Source organism: Bradyrhizobium sp. JR3.5, assembly GCF_054057015.1.
Genome location: NZ_JBSRYV010000002.1, coordinates 111,210 through 127,425, shown reverse-complemented (window position 1 = coordinate 127,425; position 16,216 = coordinate 111,210). Strand labels below are relative to the sequence as shown.

Annotated in this window: 13 protein-coding genes and 2 pseudogenes; 9 read left to right on the top strand and 6 right to left on the bottom strand. The window is 66.1% G+C overall.

Going from position 1 to position 16,216, the window contains the following annotated elements; genetic code table 11:
• Positions 1-4 precede the first annotated feature (4 nt).
• The 5 genes and pseudogenes from bufA2 (ACVWW1_RS17220) to ACVWW1_RS17200 all read right to left on the bottom strand — a co-directional run bounded on the left by bufA2 (ACVWW1_RS17220) (position 5) and on the right by ACVWW1_RS17200 (position 4,248).
• Entirely contained in the window at positions 5-262 is a 258-nt protein-coding gene (gene bufA2, locus ACVWW1_RS17220; protein ID WP_456656787.1) for a BufA2 family periplasmic bufferin-type metallophore, read from the bottom strand.
• A gap of 181 nt (positions 263-443) precedes the next feature.
• The gene (gene bufA2, locus ACVWW1_RS17215) at positions 444-707 is read right to left on the bottom strand and encodes a BufA2 family periplasmic bufferin-type metallophore (protein WP_176529856.1); all 264 of its coding nucleotides are present in this window, start codon (positions 705-707) and stop codon (positions 444-446) included.
• Between the two features lie 321 nt (positions 708-1,028).
• A complete protein-coding gene (locus tag ACVWW1_RS17210; protein ID WP_456656786.1) occupies positions 1,029-2,819 on the bottom strand; it encodes a thioredoxin domain-containing protein in 1,791 nt (596 codons plus the stop codon).
• Positions 2,820-2,916: 97 nt separating this feature from the next.
• Entirely contained in the window at positions 2,917-3,381 is a 465-nt protein-coding gene (locus tag ACVWW1_RS17205; RefSeq protein WP_456656785.1) for a DoxX family protein, read from the bottom strand.
• Positions 3,382-3,515: 134 nt separating this feature from the next.
• Positions 3,516-4,248 (bottom strand): annotated as a pseudogene (locus ACVWW1_RS17200) (cytochrome c biogenesis CcdA family protein).
• 191 nt (positions 4,249-4,439) lie between these two features.
• On the opposite strand from ACVWW1_RS17200, the gene ACVWW1_RS17195 reads away from it, so the two are divergent.
• Entirely contained in the window at positions 4,440-6,485 is a 2,046-nt protein-coding gene (locus ACVWW1_RS17195; protein ID WP_456656784.1) for an adenylate/guanylate cyclase domain-containing protein, read from the top strand.
• A gap of 121 nt (positions 6,486-6,606) precedes the next feature.
• On the opposite strand, the gene ACVWW1_RS17190 is transcribed toward ACVWW1_RS17195, so the two are convergent.
• Positions 6,607-7,350 (bottom strand): FadR/GntR family transcriptional regulator, encoded by a 744-nt coding sequence (locus ACVWW1_RS17190; protein ID WP_456656783.1) that lies wholly within the window; start codon positions 7,348-7,350, stop codon positions 6,607-6,609.
• A gap of 181 nt (positions 7,351-7,531) precedes the next feature.
• On the opposite strand from ACVWW1_RS17190, the pseudogene ACVWW1_RS17185 reads away from it, so the two are divergent.
• The 8 genes and pseudogenes from ACVWW1_RS17185 to ACVWW1_RS17150 form a co-directional block, all read left to right on the top strand.
• Positions 7,532-7,879: pseudogene (locus tag ACVWW1_RS17185) on the top strand (TRAP transporter substrate-binding protein); the annotation flags it as partial.
• Positions 7,880-7,889: 10 nt separating this feature from the next.
• Positions 7,890-8,612 carry a TRAP transporter substrate-binding protein gene (locus ACVWW1_RS17180; protein ID WP_456660602.1) on the top strand — a complete coding sequence of 241 codons (723 nt, stop codon included), beginning with the start codon at positions 7,890-7,892 and terminating at the stop codon, positions 8,610-8,612.
• On the top strand, positions 8,575-10,431 hold the full coding sequence (locus ACVWW1_RS17175) for a TRAP transporter large permease (RefSeq protein ID WP_456656782.1): 1,857 nt from the start codon (positions 8,575-8,577) through the stop codon (positions 10,429-10,431). The genes ACVWW1_RS17180 and ACVWW1_RS17175 overlap by 38 nt, the downstream gene beginning before the upstream one ends.
• Before the next feature lie 13 nt (positions 10,432-10,444).
• The gene (locus ACVWW1_RS17170) at positions 10,445-11,428 is read left to right on the top strand and encodes an NAD(P)-dependent oxidoreductase (protein ID WP_456656781.1); all 984 of its coding nucleotides are present in this window, start codon (positions 10,445-10,447) and stop codon (positions 11,426-11,428) included.
• A 163-nt stretch (positions 11,429-11,591) separates the two neighbouring features.
• A complete protein-coding gene (locus ACVWW1_RS17165) occupies positions 11,592-12,788 on the top strand; it encodes an ABC transporter substrate-binding protein (protein ID WP_224943442.1) in 1,197 nt (398 codons plus the stop codon).
• Between the two features lie 19 nt (positions 12,789-12,807).
• Complete coding sequence (locus ACVWW1_RS17160) at positions 12,808-13,665, top strand: branched-chain amino acid ABC transporter permease (protein WP_456656780.1); 858 nt, start codon at positions 12,808-12,810, stop codon at positions 13,663-13,665.
• Positions 13,665-15,464, top strand: a complete 1,800-nt coding sequence (locus ACVWW1_RS17155; RefSeq protein WP_456656779.1) for a branched-chain amino acid ABC transporter ATP-binding protein/permease — start codon at positions 13,665-13,667, stop codon at positions 15,462-15,464. Before ACVWW1_RS17160 ends, ACVWW1_RS17155 begins: the two co-directional genes overlap by 1 nt.
• Entirely contained in the window at positions 15,445-16,188 is a 744-nt protein-coding gene (locus ACVWW1_RS17150) for an ABC transporter ATP-binding protein (RefSeq protein ID WP_456656778.1), read from the top strand. Before ACVWW1_RS17155 ends, ACVWW1_RS17150 begins: the two co-directional genes overlap by 20 nt.
• Positions 16,189-16,216 lie beyond the last annotated feature (28 nt).

Sequence of the window (16,216 nt, the reverse complement as noted above, 5' to 3'; positions counted from 1 at the left end):
CCGTTCACCCGGCCTTGAACTTGCCCTTGGCCGCGGTGCAGTCGGCCTTCGTCATCTCGGCAAAGCCCTGGCCCTTGCAGGCATTCTGACCTTTGCAGGCGTGATTGCCGCCCTTGCAGGCGCTCTGGCCCTTGCATGCATTGGCGCCAACGCATTTGCCTTCGCTCGCAGCGTAGGACTGTGTCGACACCACGGATCCGGCCAGGAAAAGCGTGGCGGCTGCGGCGGCGAGCGTGGCACCGGACTTGGTTGTAAGCTTCATGAGCGTCTCCTTTTGCAAGATGGTTGAAGGTGCGCCTGCAAACCGTGTGAATTGGCCGAAGGCTGCACCCAGGGATAGCTACGGATATGCACCGCTTTGGTTACCCATGCTGGGATCATTTATCCGCGCCGTGGCGCGAAAGGCCCGGCACCATCGCCGGGCCCTCTTGGGACGATTGCGATCAGCTCTTGACGAACTTGCCGCCCATCGCGTTGCACTGCTTTTCGGAGCTCAGCGAGAAGCCGGTGCCCTTGCAGGCGTTCAGGCCCTTGCAGGAATTGGCGCCGCCTTTGCAGGCGCTCTGGCCCTTGCAGGCATTGCCGGCCATGCACTTGCCCATGGCGGCATTCGCGGGCGTCGAGGTGGTCGAAACCACGGAGCCGGCGAGGAACAGGGTGGCCGCAGCGACGGCGAGCGTTGCGCCGGACTTCGAACTCAACTTCATGACGATCTCCTCGGTGATTGCTTGAAAGAAAAAAACATGGCGCCGTGAGCATCCGACGATCGTTCGATCCCGGACCGCACAACGGATGGACATTCGGAGAACAATCAGATCGCAGGGGCGTCCGCGGCGCGGTGCTTCCCGCGATTTGAGTGCTCGTCCAAGATCAGCTACGGGGTATCAGGCGATTTGGTTACAGCGCTTCAAAAGAAAATTTTGTTTGGTCCGGGTCTGACGCCCGGTCCATGTCGAACACCGTGGGCCAAAGAGTATTTCATTGCGCCGAGCCGACCGGTTTGCTGCGTTGCACAGTCTGCATTTTAATCAGTTCTGCGCGGCGCGCGCCGGCTTCAGCTTCGCCATCTGGGCCACGTTGGCCTGCAATTCCGCGGCGCTGAACGCCGGGAACGAGCAGATGCGGTTGCTGCAGGCAAAGGCCGCGGGCTCGCCGAGGTCGGGATAGTCGACGTCCGGGTTGGGCAGTCTGCCCTCGCGCAGGTCGAGCCATTCGAGCCGCTTGTAGCGTGCGGGCAGGGCGCGAGCGATCGCATGCAGGCGTTGCGCGCGGCCGTCGTCCTTGTGTCCGACGATGGTGACATGCGTCGGCTCGGTGGCGAGCTCCTCATCGGCGAGCAGCACGCCGGGCATCGGCCGCGGCACCTCGCTTGAAGCCGCCCCGAGATAGCGCATCGCATGCGCCGCCTGTTCGCGGGTGCCGTCGCTGCCGGTATAACGATTGAGCATGTTCATGAAGCGCGCGACCTGGATCTGGTCGTCGATCAGCTTGGCGGGCCTGGCGAACACGCCGGCTTGTCCTTCCGGCGTTTTCGAGGTGAGGAAACCGCCGGCGTCGTCGCGGAACGTCGCGGCGAAGTCGCCGGCCCTCACCGCGGCTGTCAGCCAGTCGCGATTGCCGGTCGCGGCGTAGAGATCGAGCAGAGCCTGTCCCATCGCAACGGTGTCGCCAAGGAAGGGGCCGCCGCGATCCCTGTCGCCATGGCGGAAGCCGCCGTCCGGCAGCGCGCGATTGGCGAGCACCCATTTCGCGGCGCGCTCGGCGATCTCGAGCGCCTTGGGATCGGCGCTCGCGTCATAATGGGCCACGAGGCCTGAGATCGCCCAGCCGTTCTCGCGCGCATAGAGGTTCTTGTCGATGCGAGGCAGGCCCAGCTTGCGGCGCGCGGCATCATCAAGCGCATAATAGGCGTGGCCGTCGACCTCATGATCTAGATCGGCGTCTTGGCTGACATAGAAGGCGCCGTCCGGGCCGAGCAGGAAATCCGTCAGGTAACGCTCCACGTTGCGCGCGGCCGCGAGATATTTCGCCTCCTTCCACTGCGCATAGGCCTGGCTGTATTGCCGCAGATATTGCGACTGGAACGCGATGATCTTCTCGAAATGCGGATGGCTCCAGGAGCCGGCCTCGGAATACTGGAACACGCCGCCCCACACCGGATCGATCAGCGCGGTCGCGGCGTCGAGCGTCTGCCTTGCGCGGCTCGTTGCCGTCGCGTCGCCGCCTTCGGCCCGGCTGATCGCGAGGTCGAGACTGTCGGCATCGATATATTTCTGGTTCTCGCCCCAGCCGCCGAGTTTGTCGTCGTAGGATTCGTCGAATGTCCTGGTCAGCGCGGTGCGTTGCGCCTTGCCGAGAAACGCCGATGTGGCGGGCTTGACCTCGAACGCCTCACCGACGGACGGGCCGGGCGAGGGATCGTCGATGATGGCCTTGAGCAGCGCCTGCATCCGCTCGGGTTCGATGTAGCCCCTGATCTTGGCGATCTCGCTGCCGTCAGGCGCGAACACGATGGTCGCAGGCCAGCCCCAGTCGCCGTAGCGGCTCGAGAGATCCGGATTGGCGTCCTGGTCGACGCGCACCGGGAAATATTTCGCCGCAAGCAGCTCCTGCACCTTGGGGTCGGCGTAGGTCGTCTTCTCCATCACGTGGCACCAGTGGCACCACACGGCCTCGAGATCGAGGATGACGAACCGCTGCTCGGTCGCGGCGCGCGCGAACAGATCGTGGCTCCAGCCGGTCCATGCCGGAGCGTCCGCCGCGCGTGATGGCGACGCGCTCAAGGCCACGAGAATTGCGATGGTACCGACAAGTCTCATGGCGCGCTCCCGAAGGCAAGGGTCGTTTGAGCTACGGGGCCGCCGGGATCGGGGCTCGCAGGCTCACGGGATTGTGAGCCAGCCTCCCGGGTTACACTCAGGTCGGCGCCTTCCGGCCCTCGGCCGCGTTGACCAGCAGGCGGTCCAGCGAGGCGGCGCCGGGACCTGCCATCGCAAGCCACATGAAGGCGGCGAAATAGGTCGCCTCCTCAAACCCGAGCAGCGTCTCTAGCGAGTCGACGTCGCCCCATTTCGCCGACTTGATCGCGACGATCATCACCACCGCGAGCATCGCGGCGGGGATGCGGGTGAACAGGCCGAGGATCAGCATCGCGCCGCCGAAGCATTCGACGCCGGATACGAAGGGGGTGAGGATGGTCGGGAACGGAATGCCCCAGCCGGCGAAGTTCTCGGTGACCTGGGCGAGGTTTGTGAGCTTGCCCCAGCCGGCCAGCATGAAGGTGTAGCCGACGATGATCCGCATGATCAGCGGCCCGGTCCAGGAAAAATGCGAGGCGATCCGCGCCGGCAGCAGAACCAGCAGGTTGACGATGAAATTCATGCGAAACCCTCCCAATATTCCGCCACGCAGCCTGCGCCGGCGTTGACTGCGAACGCACGTCAACCGGCACGAGCCAAAAGCTACGGCCGCGTCATGGTGGGAGTTTCGCCTGACATGGCGGGCTTGTTACGCCCCTAGCCGATATTCTGCAGCGCCGGGAAGGTTTCCAGCAGCCAGACGCTGACGCCGGACACCGCGCCGGTCAGGAAGCCGATGCCGGTGATCACCATCAACACGCCCATCACGCGCTCGACGGTGTCGAGGTGGCGCTTCATCCGCGCGAACAGTGAGGAGAACTGCTCGACCAGAAAGGCGGCGACCAGGAAGGGGATGCCGAGCCCGGCGGAATACACCGCGAGCAGGCCGGCGCCCTTGGTCACCGTGGCCTCCGCGGCGGCAATCGAGAGGATCGCGGCGAGGATCGGCCCGATGCATGGCGTCCAGCCGAAGGCGAACGCCAGGCCCATGACATAGGCGCCCCACAGCCCGACCGGCTTGGGCGCGGTCAGCCGCCCCTCGCGCATCAACAGGCCGATCCGGGTGATTGCCGAGGAAGTGCAGGCCCATGATGATGATGACGATGCCGGCCAGGATCGAGAGTTCGGCCGACCAGGCGCGCACCAGCCCGCCGACGATCGACGCGCTGGCGCCGAGCGCCACGAACACCGTCGAGAAGCCGAGCACGAACATGACCGCCGAGATCATCACCGCGCGCTTGGAGGCCGCGGTGGCGCCGTCCTGGTTGACCTGCTCGATGGTCGCACCGGTCAGGTAGATCAGATAGGGCGGCACCAGCGGCAGCACGCAGGGCGACAGGAAGCTGACTAGACCGGCGATCAAGGCGGCCGGGATCGTGACGTCGTGCATCAAGGAACCTTCAAGGATAGCTGGCTTGTCTTGGCGTGTACGCAGCCAACAATCCAGAAGTTTCGTCACTGAGGCCTTCAACTATGGTCACAGGCCCGTGTCCGGGGGCTGCGTTGCGTCCCGCGCTGGCGAAACAATCGCGGATATGTTCCGTAATGCGGTAAAGCAACCGCTGATCCCGGACCTCATCGATGCGCATCGGCATCCGCAGTGCCATCTCCGCCCTCGTCCTGACCTCGATCGTGGTCAGCGCCGTCGGCGTGCATTTGTTGTGGTGGCGCACCGCACAACGGGTGAGCCAGACGCTGGCCGACACCATCAACGACCAGATCGTCTCCGCCGTCGGCGACGAATTGCAGTCGATCACGACCGAAGCGCGCTCGTCGATGACGGCGGTGCGGACGCTGTTGACCGAGAAGGTGCTGGACGCCCGCGACGCGCGCAAGCGGCAGTTCGTGTTCCTGTCGCAGTTGCAGTCGCAACCGACCATCTCGTGGGTTGCGTTCGGCTGGCCGGACGGTTCGTTTTTTGGCGCCCACAAGCTCGGCGACGCCGGCGTCGAGATGCTGACCATCTCGCCCGACCGCAAGCTGCGGGCCGATCAATACGACTATGCCGGCATCGACATCAAGCCGAAGGGCAGCACTGTCGAGGACGGCAAATATCTGGTCACGGAGCAGCCCTGGTTTCGCGATGCGATCGCGGCCCGTGACCAGCAATGGTCGACGCTGACGACGCTGCCCCGCGGCGAGCGGCTGGCCGCGATGCTGGCGGTGCCGATCGACGTCGACGGCCAGCGCACCGGCGTGCTCGCCATCATCATCGAGTTGACCCGGGTGTCGAACTTCCTCTCGCAGCTCACGGTCGGCAAGTCCGCGGGCGCCTTCCTGCTCGACCGCGACGGCGGCGTGATCGCGTCTCCCGACGCTGACGCCGACGAGCTGAATGCGCTGAAGACCGACCATCCGCTGCTGCCGGTTGCGGTCGCCGCGGTCAGGCAGGCCGGCAAGGCTTACGATCCCGGCGAGGGCGAGGCGTACCGGTCCCAGGTCACGCGGGACGGGCAGGCCTATCAGGCCGTGCTGACGCCGATCTCGTTCCCGGGCTGGTCGCTGGTGACGGTGGTGCCGGAATCCGAATTCCTCGGCCCGGTGCGGATGACGATCCGCAATCTCCTGATCGGGCTCGCGGTGCTGATCGCGGCCGCCGGGCTGTTGTCGGCCTGGCTGGCGCAGCGCCTGATCGCGGCGCCCCTGATCAAGGTGGTCGGCGAGATCAGGCATGTCGAGCGCTTCGACCTCGACAAGGTCGAGCGGCATCCGTCGCGCCTTGTCGAGATCGAAAACCTGTCGGGTGCGATCGGCGACATGGCGCAGGGGCTCGCCGCGTTCCGCAAATACATTCCCGCCGATCTGGTGCGGCGGCTGGTCAGCGACGGCAATGGTGCGCGGCTCGGCGGCGCGGTGCGGCCGATGAGCGTGATGTTCGTCGACCTTGCCGGTTTCACCGGCATGTCGGAACGGCTGGGTGACCGCATCATTCCGCTGCTGTCGCATTACTTCGACATCGTCTCCGCGGCGATCCAGCAGGAGAGCGGCACCATCGACAAGTTCATCGGCGATGCCGTCATGGCGTTCTGGGGCGCGCCGGCGGCCAATCCGGATCATGCCGCGGATTGCTGCCGGGCGGCACTCGCCTGCCAGCGCGCGGTCGCGCAGGCCGGCCTCGCCGACGACAAGGGAGAGGCGGTCAGGATCCGGATCGGCATCAATTCCGGCGACATGCTGGTCGGCAATATCGGCTCGGAAGTGCGGCTCAACTACACCGTGATCGGCGACGCCGTGAACATCGCAAGCCGCCTCGAGGGCACCAACAAGGTCTATGGATCGACCATCATCATCGGTCCGGAGACGCGGCGTCTTGCCGGTGACCGCATCGTCGTCCGCGAGCTCGACCGGCTCGCCGTCTACGGCCGCGCCGGCGGGCTGGAAATCTACGAGTTGATCGCAATGGCCGACGAGGGCGCGATCGCGCGCGACTGGATCGCCTCCTACGAGGCCGGGCTTGCGGCCTGGCGCGCCGGTGATTTCACCGCAGCGATCGCAGCGTTCGAGAGGTCCTTGCAACTCCGTGGTACGGATGAGGCGTCAGCGCAGATGATCGCGCGATGCAGGCATCAGCTCGCCAATCCCACCGATGAGGATTGGGACGGCACCACGGTGGCACGGTCGAAATAGCGGCGCCGCTCTCGCTCTGGCTGAAGCGAGCTGCGGCCCCAGCGTCGCAAACCAATTAGCATCGATGGCTATGGGTTCCTGCTTTCGCAGCGACGACAATGGGGAGAGAGCCGTGTACTCATCACCGTCGCCGCTTGCGCGTCGCCGCCGTCTCGAACTCGCGGCCGCGAATTCGCACCAGATCGTCGGCGGAATGCGCCAGCAGCACCACCGTGGCCTCGCGTGCAGCCTCGGCATCGCCCGCGGCAATCGCGTCCAGCACCGCGCGGTGCTCGATCAGCGCGCGCGGGCGGTGCGAACCGGGGGCTGCGATCGTAAAGCTCTGACGCAAGGTGATCTCGAACATCTGCGCGATCGGCCAGAAGAACTCGTTGCGGGTCGCGAAATAGATCGCCTGATGGAACATGATGTCGGCGGCGACGAAGTCCTCGTTGGTTCTTGCCGCGTCCATGCCGTCGCATCCGGCGCGGATCCGGGCGATGTCGTCTTCCCCGGCATGGGTCGCCGCAAGCGCTGCGGCGGCGGGCTCGACCGCGGAGCGCAGCTGGAACAGCTTCGCCAGATAGCGATCGATCTCCGCGGTCTCGAGGTGCCAGCGCAGCACGTCCGGATCGAGCTGATTCCACTGCTCGGGCGGCCGTACCCGCGTGCCGCTCTTCGGCCGCGACTCGATCAACCCCTTGCCGGTCAGCGTCCGCATTGCCTCGCGGACCACGGTGCGGCTGACATCCATCATCTCGCAGATCTGCATTTCCGGCGGCAGCGTCTCGCCGACGCCGATCTCGCCACGCACGATGCTGCTGCCGACGCGGTCGGCGACCTGGCTGTGCACGCTCCGGCGCAACACGTTGGAGGTCTGGAACATCGGAAGCCTCGCTGCGGTTGGTTGCCTGCACCGCCGCCGCGGTGCTCTTGCACAACCGAATGTGTTTTGTCATACATTATGACAAAAGCGTTGCCAAGCTCGCGCCAGGCGGCGGGCGGCCACGAGAACGCCAAGACAAAGCGAAGACAAAAACGATCCGTTCCTGGGGAGGAGCACCATCATGACGTCGAAGCATGTGAACCGCCGCATCGTGTTGCGGTCGTCGGCTGCTGCTGCGGCGTGGCTCGCTGCCGCGCCCGCGATCATCGGCCGCGCGCAGGCCGCGACCTTGAAGATGCGATGCTCGTCGTCGCTTCCGAACGATCCCAAATATGCCAACGGCCGCGTCTACTACGACAACCTCGTCAAGAGCCTGAAGGCGAACGGGCTCGGCGAGCAGATCGAGGTCACCTTCTTTCCCGACAATCAGCTCGGCCAGGAGATCGACGTCATCAACTCGGTGAAGCTCGGGGTGATCGACCTGATGGTTTCGGGCTCGTCGATCTCGGCGAACCTGGTGCCGTTGGTCGGCACTTTCGATCTCGGCTACCTCTTCACCAGCTACCAGCAGCAGACCAAGGGCGTTCGACGCCGGAGCGGCGAAGCCGATCGAGGATGCGCTGCTCAAGGGCGGCAGCATCCACATCATCGCCTGGGCCTACAATTTCGGCGCCCGCAGCGTGCTGGCGAAGAAGCCGGTGAAGACGCCGGAAGATCTCGCCGGCCTGAAGATCCGCACGCTGCCCAATCCGATCATCACCGAATGCCTGCGCCTGATGGGGGCTGCCGCGACGCCGCTGGCGTTCGGCGAGATCTATACGGCGCTGCAGGCCGGCGTGCTCGACGGTCTCGAGCACGATCCGCCGACCATTCTGGCCAGCAAGTTCTACGAGACGGCGAAGCACTACGCGCTGACCCAGCACATCTTCTCGCCGCTCGCGGTCTATTTCAGCGACACGACCTTCAATCGCATGGCCCCCAGGCTGCGCGAGGGCTTCCTCGACGCAGCGAAGCAGGCCGCGACTGGCACCCGCGCGCATGGGCTCGCGGTGGAGAAGGAGGCACTGGCGACCCTGGTCCGAGAAGGGTGTCACGGTCGTCGAATGCGACAAGGAGGCATTCCGCAAGCGCGTGCTGCCGCAGACCGACAATTTCATCAAGGCGCGGCCCGAGGCGAAGGCCGTCGTCGATCTGATCCGCGCCACCCAGGCCTGAGGTCGGCGCATGTCAGTCGCCGCAGTCGCGACGAGAAGCAGCGCTGATCGGATCACGGCGCCGCTGCTCGCCGTCAGTGACGCGATCGCCGCGATCCTGCTCGCCGCCGATCTCGCGGTGGTGTGCGTTTCGGTGCTGGCCCGTTTCCTGTTCAATGCACCCGTCGAATGGTCCGACGACGTCGCCCGCGGGCTGATGGTCGGGTCGAGCTTCTTCGGCGCGGCGAGTGCGCTCGCGCGCAGCGAGAATCTCGGCGTCGCCTTCTTCGTCGACATGCTGCCGCCGGGCGTGCGGCGGGTCGTCGACGCGGTCGGTGCGCTGCTCGTCACCATCATCGCATTCTATGTCGCGTTCAACGCCGTCAAGATGGGCTGGCTGACCACCGGCCAGACCTCGGGCTCCGGCCTGCCGCTGGAATGGACGTTCTATCCGATGGGCGTCGGTGCGGGGTTCATGACGGTCTTCGCGTTCGAGACGTTCTGCGGCAGGCCGCTGCGCGACATGGTGGCCGGCATCGTCGCGACCGCAATCATTGCTGGTCTCTACCTGGCCTGGGATGCGCTTGCACCGTCGTCGGTGCCGTCGTCGCAGGCGTTGATGCTGGTCGGCTTCTTCCTCACGCTGTTCGGCGGGTTGCCGATCGGCTTTGCGCTGGCGCTGGCGGCGCTGATCTTCATCTGGGTGGAGGGCTCGCTGCCCGGCGTGATCTTCGCCCAGCAGATGGCGCGTGGCATCGACAATTTCGTGCTGCTGGCGATCCCGTTCTTCATCCTGGTCGGCTACCTCATGGAAGCCAACGGCATGTCGGTCCGGCTGATCGAACTGTTGCAGCGCGCGGTCGGACGGATGCGCGGCGGGCTCAACGTCGTGATGGTGATGTCGATGGTGCTGTTCTCCGGCATCTCGGGCTCCAAGATGGCCGACGTTGCCGCGGTCGGCTCGGTGCTGATCCCAGCGGCGCGCCGCTCGCGGCAGAACCCGGGCGGCGCCGTGGCGCTGCTCGCGGCCTCCGCCGTGATGGCGGAGACCATTCCGCCCTGCATCAACCTGATCATCCTCGGCTTCGTCGCCAATCTGTCGATCGGCGGACTGTTCGTCGCCGGCATGCTGCCCGCCGCGCTGATGGCGCTGGCGTTAATCGCTGTATCGATCATCTTCGGCAAGCGTCCCGCCGCGAACCAGGAAGCCGAGCCGCGCGCCGCAGTATCGGGCCTGTGGACCGGCGCGATCGCCTCGTTCGGGCTGATCTTCATGATCTTCTTCGGCTTCAAGAGCGGCTTCGCCACCGCAACCGAAATCTCGGCCTTTGCCGCGGTCTACGCGATCGCTGTCGGCAGCCTGCTGTTCCGCGAACTCGGCGCGAAAAGCCTCGCGCATTGCTTCGTGCAATCGGCGACGCGTTCGGGGCTGGTGCTGTTCATCGTCGCGGCCGCGCAGTCGCTGGCCTTCATCCTGACGCTGCAGCAGGTGCCGCACGCGGTCGGCGAGCTCATGCTGGCGATCTCGGGCAGCCACGGCGTCTGGCTGTTCATGCTGCTGTCGATACTGGTGCTGGTGGTGATGGGCTCGGTGCTGGAGGGCGCCGCGGCGCTGATCATCTTTGGGCCGCTGCTGCTGCCGGTCGCCGTCAAGCTCGGCATCGATCCCCTGCATTTCGGCGTCGTGCTTGTGATCGCGATGGGGCTCGGACTCTTTGCTCCACCACTTGGTCTTGGGCTCTACGGCGCCTGCCTGATCGGCAATGTGCCGATCGAGCAGACCATCAAGCCGATCTCGGGCTATCTCGGCCTGCTGCTCTTGTGCCTGCTGGTGATCGCCTTCGTGCCCGCCATCAGCACGGCCTTGCCGCATGCGCTTGGCTATTAGGGGGAAAAGAAGCGTGAAAGTCCTTCTCGCCCATACCCCGCAGATGCGCCGCGACTATTATGGCGAGCGCAGCCTGAACGGTCTGCGCGCGGTCGCCAACGTCAGGCTGTATGAGGGAGACGCGGCGCTCGACGCGGCTGCCCTCGTCGAGGCCGCAGCCGATGTCGACATCATCGTCGCCGATCGCATGACGGAGGGGCGAGGGGAGATCTTTCCGCTGCTGCCGAAGCTCCGCGCCTTCGTGCGCTGTGCGGTCGATATCCGCAATATCGACGTTGCGGCAGCATCCGCCGCCGGCGTGCTGGTGACGCAGGCGAGCGCCGGCTTTGTCCAGTCGGTCGCCGAGCTCGCGCTCGGCTTCATGGTCGATCTGTCGCGCGGCGTCTCGCGCGCCACCGCTGACTATCATGCGGGCAGGGCGCCCGAGGTCGTGATGGGCCGCCAGCTCGCGGGAAGCACGATCGGCATCATCGGCTATGGCAGCATCGGGCGCTATCTTGCCGGGATCGCCAAGGTACTCGGCATGAATGTGCTGGTCGCCGATCCCTTCGTGACGCCAGACGATGCCGCGATCCGGCATGTGCCGCTCGACGATCTGCTGGCGCGCGCCGATTACGTCGTCTGCCTCGCGATCGCCAATGCGGAGACCGAGAACCTGATCGGGCAGGCCGCGCTGGCGCGAATGCAGACGCACGCCTTCTTCATCAACCTGTCGCGCGGCAACCTCGTCGATGAGACGGCGCTGGCGGCCGCGTTGCGCGAGGGCCGCATCGCCGGCGCCGCGATGGATGTCGGCCGCGCGCCCGATCAGATGCCGGCGCCGGAGCTCGCGAAGCTGCACAATGTCATTGCAACCCCGCATGTCGGCGGCCTGACGCCGCAAGCCATCGAGCATCAATCGTCGGAGACCGTGCGTCAGGTCGCAAAGATCGTCGCCGGAGAGATCCCTGTCGGCGCGGTCAATGCCGAGCACTGGACGCGGCGGCCGAGGCCATGAAAGTTCGGCTGATCCCAATGCCGTCCGCGGGACTGGACAAGACCTTCGCATCCGGCCCAAACTTGAGGCTGTCAAACCGCGGCCCCAGAGCGTGCGGACAATCAATCAACGGACGTTCCGCAACAAATGACGGGCGCCGAGAGGGAAACAGGGAGTGCATCACATGGCCATTTCTCGCCGTGACGTCTTGTTGGGCAGCGCCGGTGCATTGGGCGCCGCATCATTCTCCTTCCCGGCTCCTGCCATCGCACAATCGGAACCGATCAAGATCGGCTGTCTCGCGGCGATTACCGGCCCGAGTTCGGCGCCGACCGTCGGGTTCAACCGCGGCGTCAACTTCGCGGTCGATGCCATCAACGGCGCGGGCGGGGTGAAGGGTCGCAAGATCGAGCTCGTGATGCGCGACACCCAGGGCGACCCGACCAAGGCGGTGAACGCCACGCAGGAGCTGATCAGCCAGGCCAAGGTGCACGCGATCTGGGGGCCGCTGAATTCGGGTGAGGCGCTGGCCACGACGCCGATCATGGCGCGCGCCAAGATGCCGGACTTGCATCCCTGCGTCGTCGAGACCCTGATCGATCCGGTCAAGTTCCCCAATGCGTTCCGCATCGCGCCGTCGAACAATCAATGGGACGACGCCGTGCGCAACTATTGCCTCAAGATCCTCAAGGTGAAGAAGGTCGCCGTGATCGGCGATACCACCGGCTATGGCGTCACCGCGGTCGGCGCCTCCGTCGCGGCGTTCAAGAAGGACGGCGCCGAGGTGGTCTATCAGGCCAACATCGACGCCACCCAGCCCGACATGACGCCGGACATGCTGCGCGCCAAGAACGCCGGCGCCGAGGCGATCGTGGTGTGGAGCGTCTCGACCGGCATGGAGGCGCGCATGTTCAACACCCGCGCCGCGATGAGCTGGGATGTTCCCTTCGTCGGACATCCCTCGCTGGCGTCTGGTGAACTTGCAAGCCTCGTTGCAAAGCCGGAGAACTGGAAGAAGGTCTATGCGATCGGCTACAAGAGCTGCAGCTATGACAGCGCCGGCAAGCTGCCGCCGAAAAGCGCCGATCTGGTCGCGCGGCTGACCAAGGCCAACATCGCGCTGAACGACACGCTGTTGTGGTGGATCGCGGGCGGCATCGATTGCATCGAACTGATCGCCAAGGCGGTCGCGGAAAGCGGCTCGACCGACAGCGCCGGCATCGTCAATTACTGGAACTCGCTGTCGACCTATCCCGGCTATTTCGGCAACTACCGCTTCTCGCCGACCCAGCACAACGGCTATTTGACCGAAGAGATCGTGATGTCGGAAGCCTCGACCGCCAAGGACGGCACCTTCGCGCTGGCGCCGGGATACACATAGCAGGGCGAGGGCGCAGCCGATGCTGGCCTCGATCCTTGCATCCGGTCTCGCGGCGGGCGCGATCTACGCGCTGGTCGGCGTCACCTACAACACGATGTTCTCGACCTCGCGGGTGATGAGCTTCACCGCCGGCCAGCTCGCGATGCTGGGCGGCGTGTTCGGCTCGATGTTCACGCTGAAGCTCGGCCTGCCGATCGCTGTCGGCTTCGTCCTGACCCTGCTCTGCTGCGCGGTGATCGGGATCATCACCGAATTCGTCGCGGTGCGGCCGGTGCTCAAGAGCCTCGACCAGCATCTCTACGTGCTCTCGACCCTGGCGGTCGCGCTGATGATCCAGCAGGTCACGGCAATCAAATGGGGCACCGAGCCGCAACCGTTCCCGCGCATCGCAGGATTCGGCGAGGGTGTTTGGGACGAGAAGTTCTGGCTGCCGGTCGCCGCCTGCGCCGTCACCATCATCGGCCTTGAATATCTCTACCGCCGCACGCTGGTCGGCCGCGCGTTCCTCGCCATCGCGGAGGACAATTTCGCGGCGCGGGCGCTCGGCCTGCCGGAGCGCAATCTGCGTATCGCGAGCTACGCGCTCGCCGGCGTGGTGGGCGGCATCGCCGGATTCTCCGGCGGGCAGTTGCTGCTCGCTTTCTTCGCCAATGGCGCGCTGCTCAATTTCTACGGCTTCGTGCCGGTGGCGCTCGGCGGGCTCGGCAATAACAGAGGCGCGATCATCGGCGGGCTGGCGCTCGGCCTGTTCCAGCAGGCGGCGAACTTCCTGGTCGGCGGCATCTTCTCCTCGGTCGCGGTGTTCACGCTGTTCATCGTGGTGCTGCTCGCCGCGCCGCAAGGGCTGTTCGGCGCCTCGACCGCGCGGAGAGTGTGATGACGTCGGTCGCAGCCACGCCGCCCCGAACCGACAGCGCCGCATGGCGCGCGGCGCTGCCGCACATCGTGCCGTTCCTCGGCATCCTCGTGCTGGCCGTGCTGCTGCCCTTCGTCAGCAATGATTATTGGGTGCTGATCGGCACCCGCGCCGCGATCTACTGGGTGCTGGTGTCGGGCCTCAATCTCGTCGTCGGCTTCGCGGGGCATCTCGCGATCGGCTATGTCGCGCTGCTGACGCTCGGCGCCTACACGACCAGCGTGCTGGTCGCCGGCAACGTGATGCCGGCCATCCCGGTGTTCGCCGCCTTGCCGGTCGCAGGCCTGATCGGGGCGATCTTCGGCGTGATCGTCGGGCTGCCGGCCTTGCGCCTGCGCACCTTCTATTTCGCGATGTCGACCTTGGGCTTTGCGACCATCGTGACCCAGATCGCGCTGGCCTGGCAGAGCGTGACCGGCGGCGGCATCGGCATTGCTGGTCCGGAATTCCCGGCGCCGTTCAATACGCCGTGGGGCTTCTACGGCCTCTGCATCGGATTTGCCGCGTTCACCACCTGGATGAGCGCCAATGTCGCGCGCAGCCGGTTCGGCCGTGCCTTGATCGCGGTGCGCGACGCCGAGGTCGCCGCCGAAGCCAGCGGCATCTCCAAGCCGAACATGCTGATCGCGATCTTCCTGTTCGCCGGCGCGCTGGCGGCGATCGCCGGCGGATTGTTCGCGACCCTGCAGACCTACATCACGCCCGATGCATTCACCTTCGATCTCTCGGTGCTGTTCTTCATCGCGATCCTGATTGGTGGCCGCGGCTCGATCCTCGGGCCGATGCTCGGCACCATCATCCTGACCATCCTGCCGGAGATCGCGGCGCCGCTCGCGGCGTGGTCGACCTTCCTCTACGCGGTGCTGCTGCTGCTGATCGTGCTGGTGATGCCCGGCGGCATCGCGGCGCTGCTCGATTTCCGCAACCGCCGTCCGCTCGCCAGCAACCGCGCCATCGTTCCTCGCCCGGCGGCGCTCGCCGACATCGTGCGCCGGCGCGACGGCGGCAAGACGCTGCGGCTGCGCGGCATCGCGCTAAGTTTCGGAAATGTGAAGGCGATCGACGGCCTCGATCTCGACGTCGCGCCCGGCCAGATCCACGGGCTGATCGGCCCGAACGGCAGCGGCAAGACCACCACGCTGAACGTGATCTCCGGGTATTACGCCGCGAAGGCCGGCACCATGACGCTCGGCGACGAGATGTTGCCGGCGGGCCAACCCGTGCGGCGGGCGATCAGCGGCATCGCGCGCACCTTCCAGACACCGCGCGTGATCGGCGAAGCCTCGGTGCTGGAGAACGTCATGATCGGCGGTTCGATCGAGGGCAGGGCGAATTTCGTCGAGGCGATGCTCGCATTGCCGCGCAACGGCGCGGACGAACGCCTGCTCGCCGCCAAGGCGCGGGCGCTGCTCGGCGTGGTCGGGCTTGAGGCGCTCGCCGATGGGCGCGCCGATCGCCTGCAGCACAGCGAGCTGCGCTTCATCGAGATCGCGCGGGCGCTGATGCTCGATCCGGACTTCCTGCTGCTCGACGAGCCCGCGGCTGGCCTCTCCAACGACGAGATCGAGCGGCTCGCCAGCCTGATCAAGGCGGTCTGCGGCCGCGGCACCGGTGTGCTGCTGGTCGAGCATCATGCCGACCTGATCTTCGATATCTGTCACCAGGTCACCGTGCTCAATCTCGGCCGCACGCTGGCGGCGGGAACGCCGGCGGAGATTCGCGTCCACAAGGAGGTCGTCAGTGCTTACCTCGGCGGCTGAACCTCTGCTTGACGTGCGCGGGCTGGAATCCGGCTACGGCAAGATCCGCGTGCTGCACGGCCTCGACTTGACGATCGCCGCCGGCGAGGTCGTCGCATTGCTCGGTCCGAACGGCGCCGGCAAGACCACGCTGCTGCGCGCGATGTCGGGTCTGTTGCCAGTCAATGCCGGGCAAGTGCGGTTCGGCGGACGCGACATGACCAACGCCACGCCGCGCGATGCCGCGCGTGCCGGGCTCGTGCATGTGATCGAGGGACATCGCGTGTTCACGCAGATCTCCGTGACCGACAATCTGCTGCTCGCCGGCTATGACCTGCCGCGCGCCGAGCGCGCCGTGCGCGTCGAGGAGGCGCTGTCATTCTTTCCCGAGATCGCCGAGAAGCGGCACGAGCGCGGCGGCGCGCTGTCGGGCGGGCAGCAGCAGATGCTGACGGTGGCGCAGGGCCTGGTCCGCCGTCCGCGGCTGTTGATGCTCGACGAGCCCTCCGCGGGACTGTCGCCGGTGCTGGTCGATCGCGTCCTCAACGTCATCGGCCGGCTGCGCGAGCAGGGCACCTCGGTGCTGCTGGTCGAGCAGCTGCTCGAGAAGGCGCTGGCGTGTGCCGATCGGGTCTACGCGCTGGTGCAGGGGACGATCGCGCTGGAGGCGGTGACCGGCGAGAGCGACCTCGCGCACCGGCTCGAGCGCGCTTATTTCGGGCATGAAAGCCACGCGCTGGGGTAGACCGGAGCAACTCGATCGCGCCCGTGGT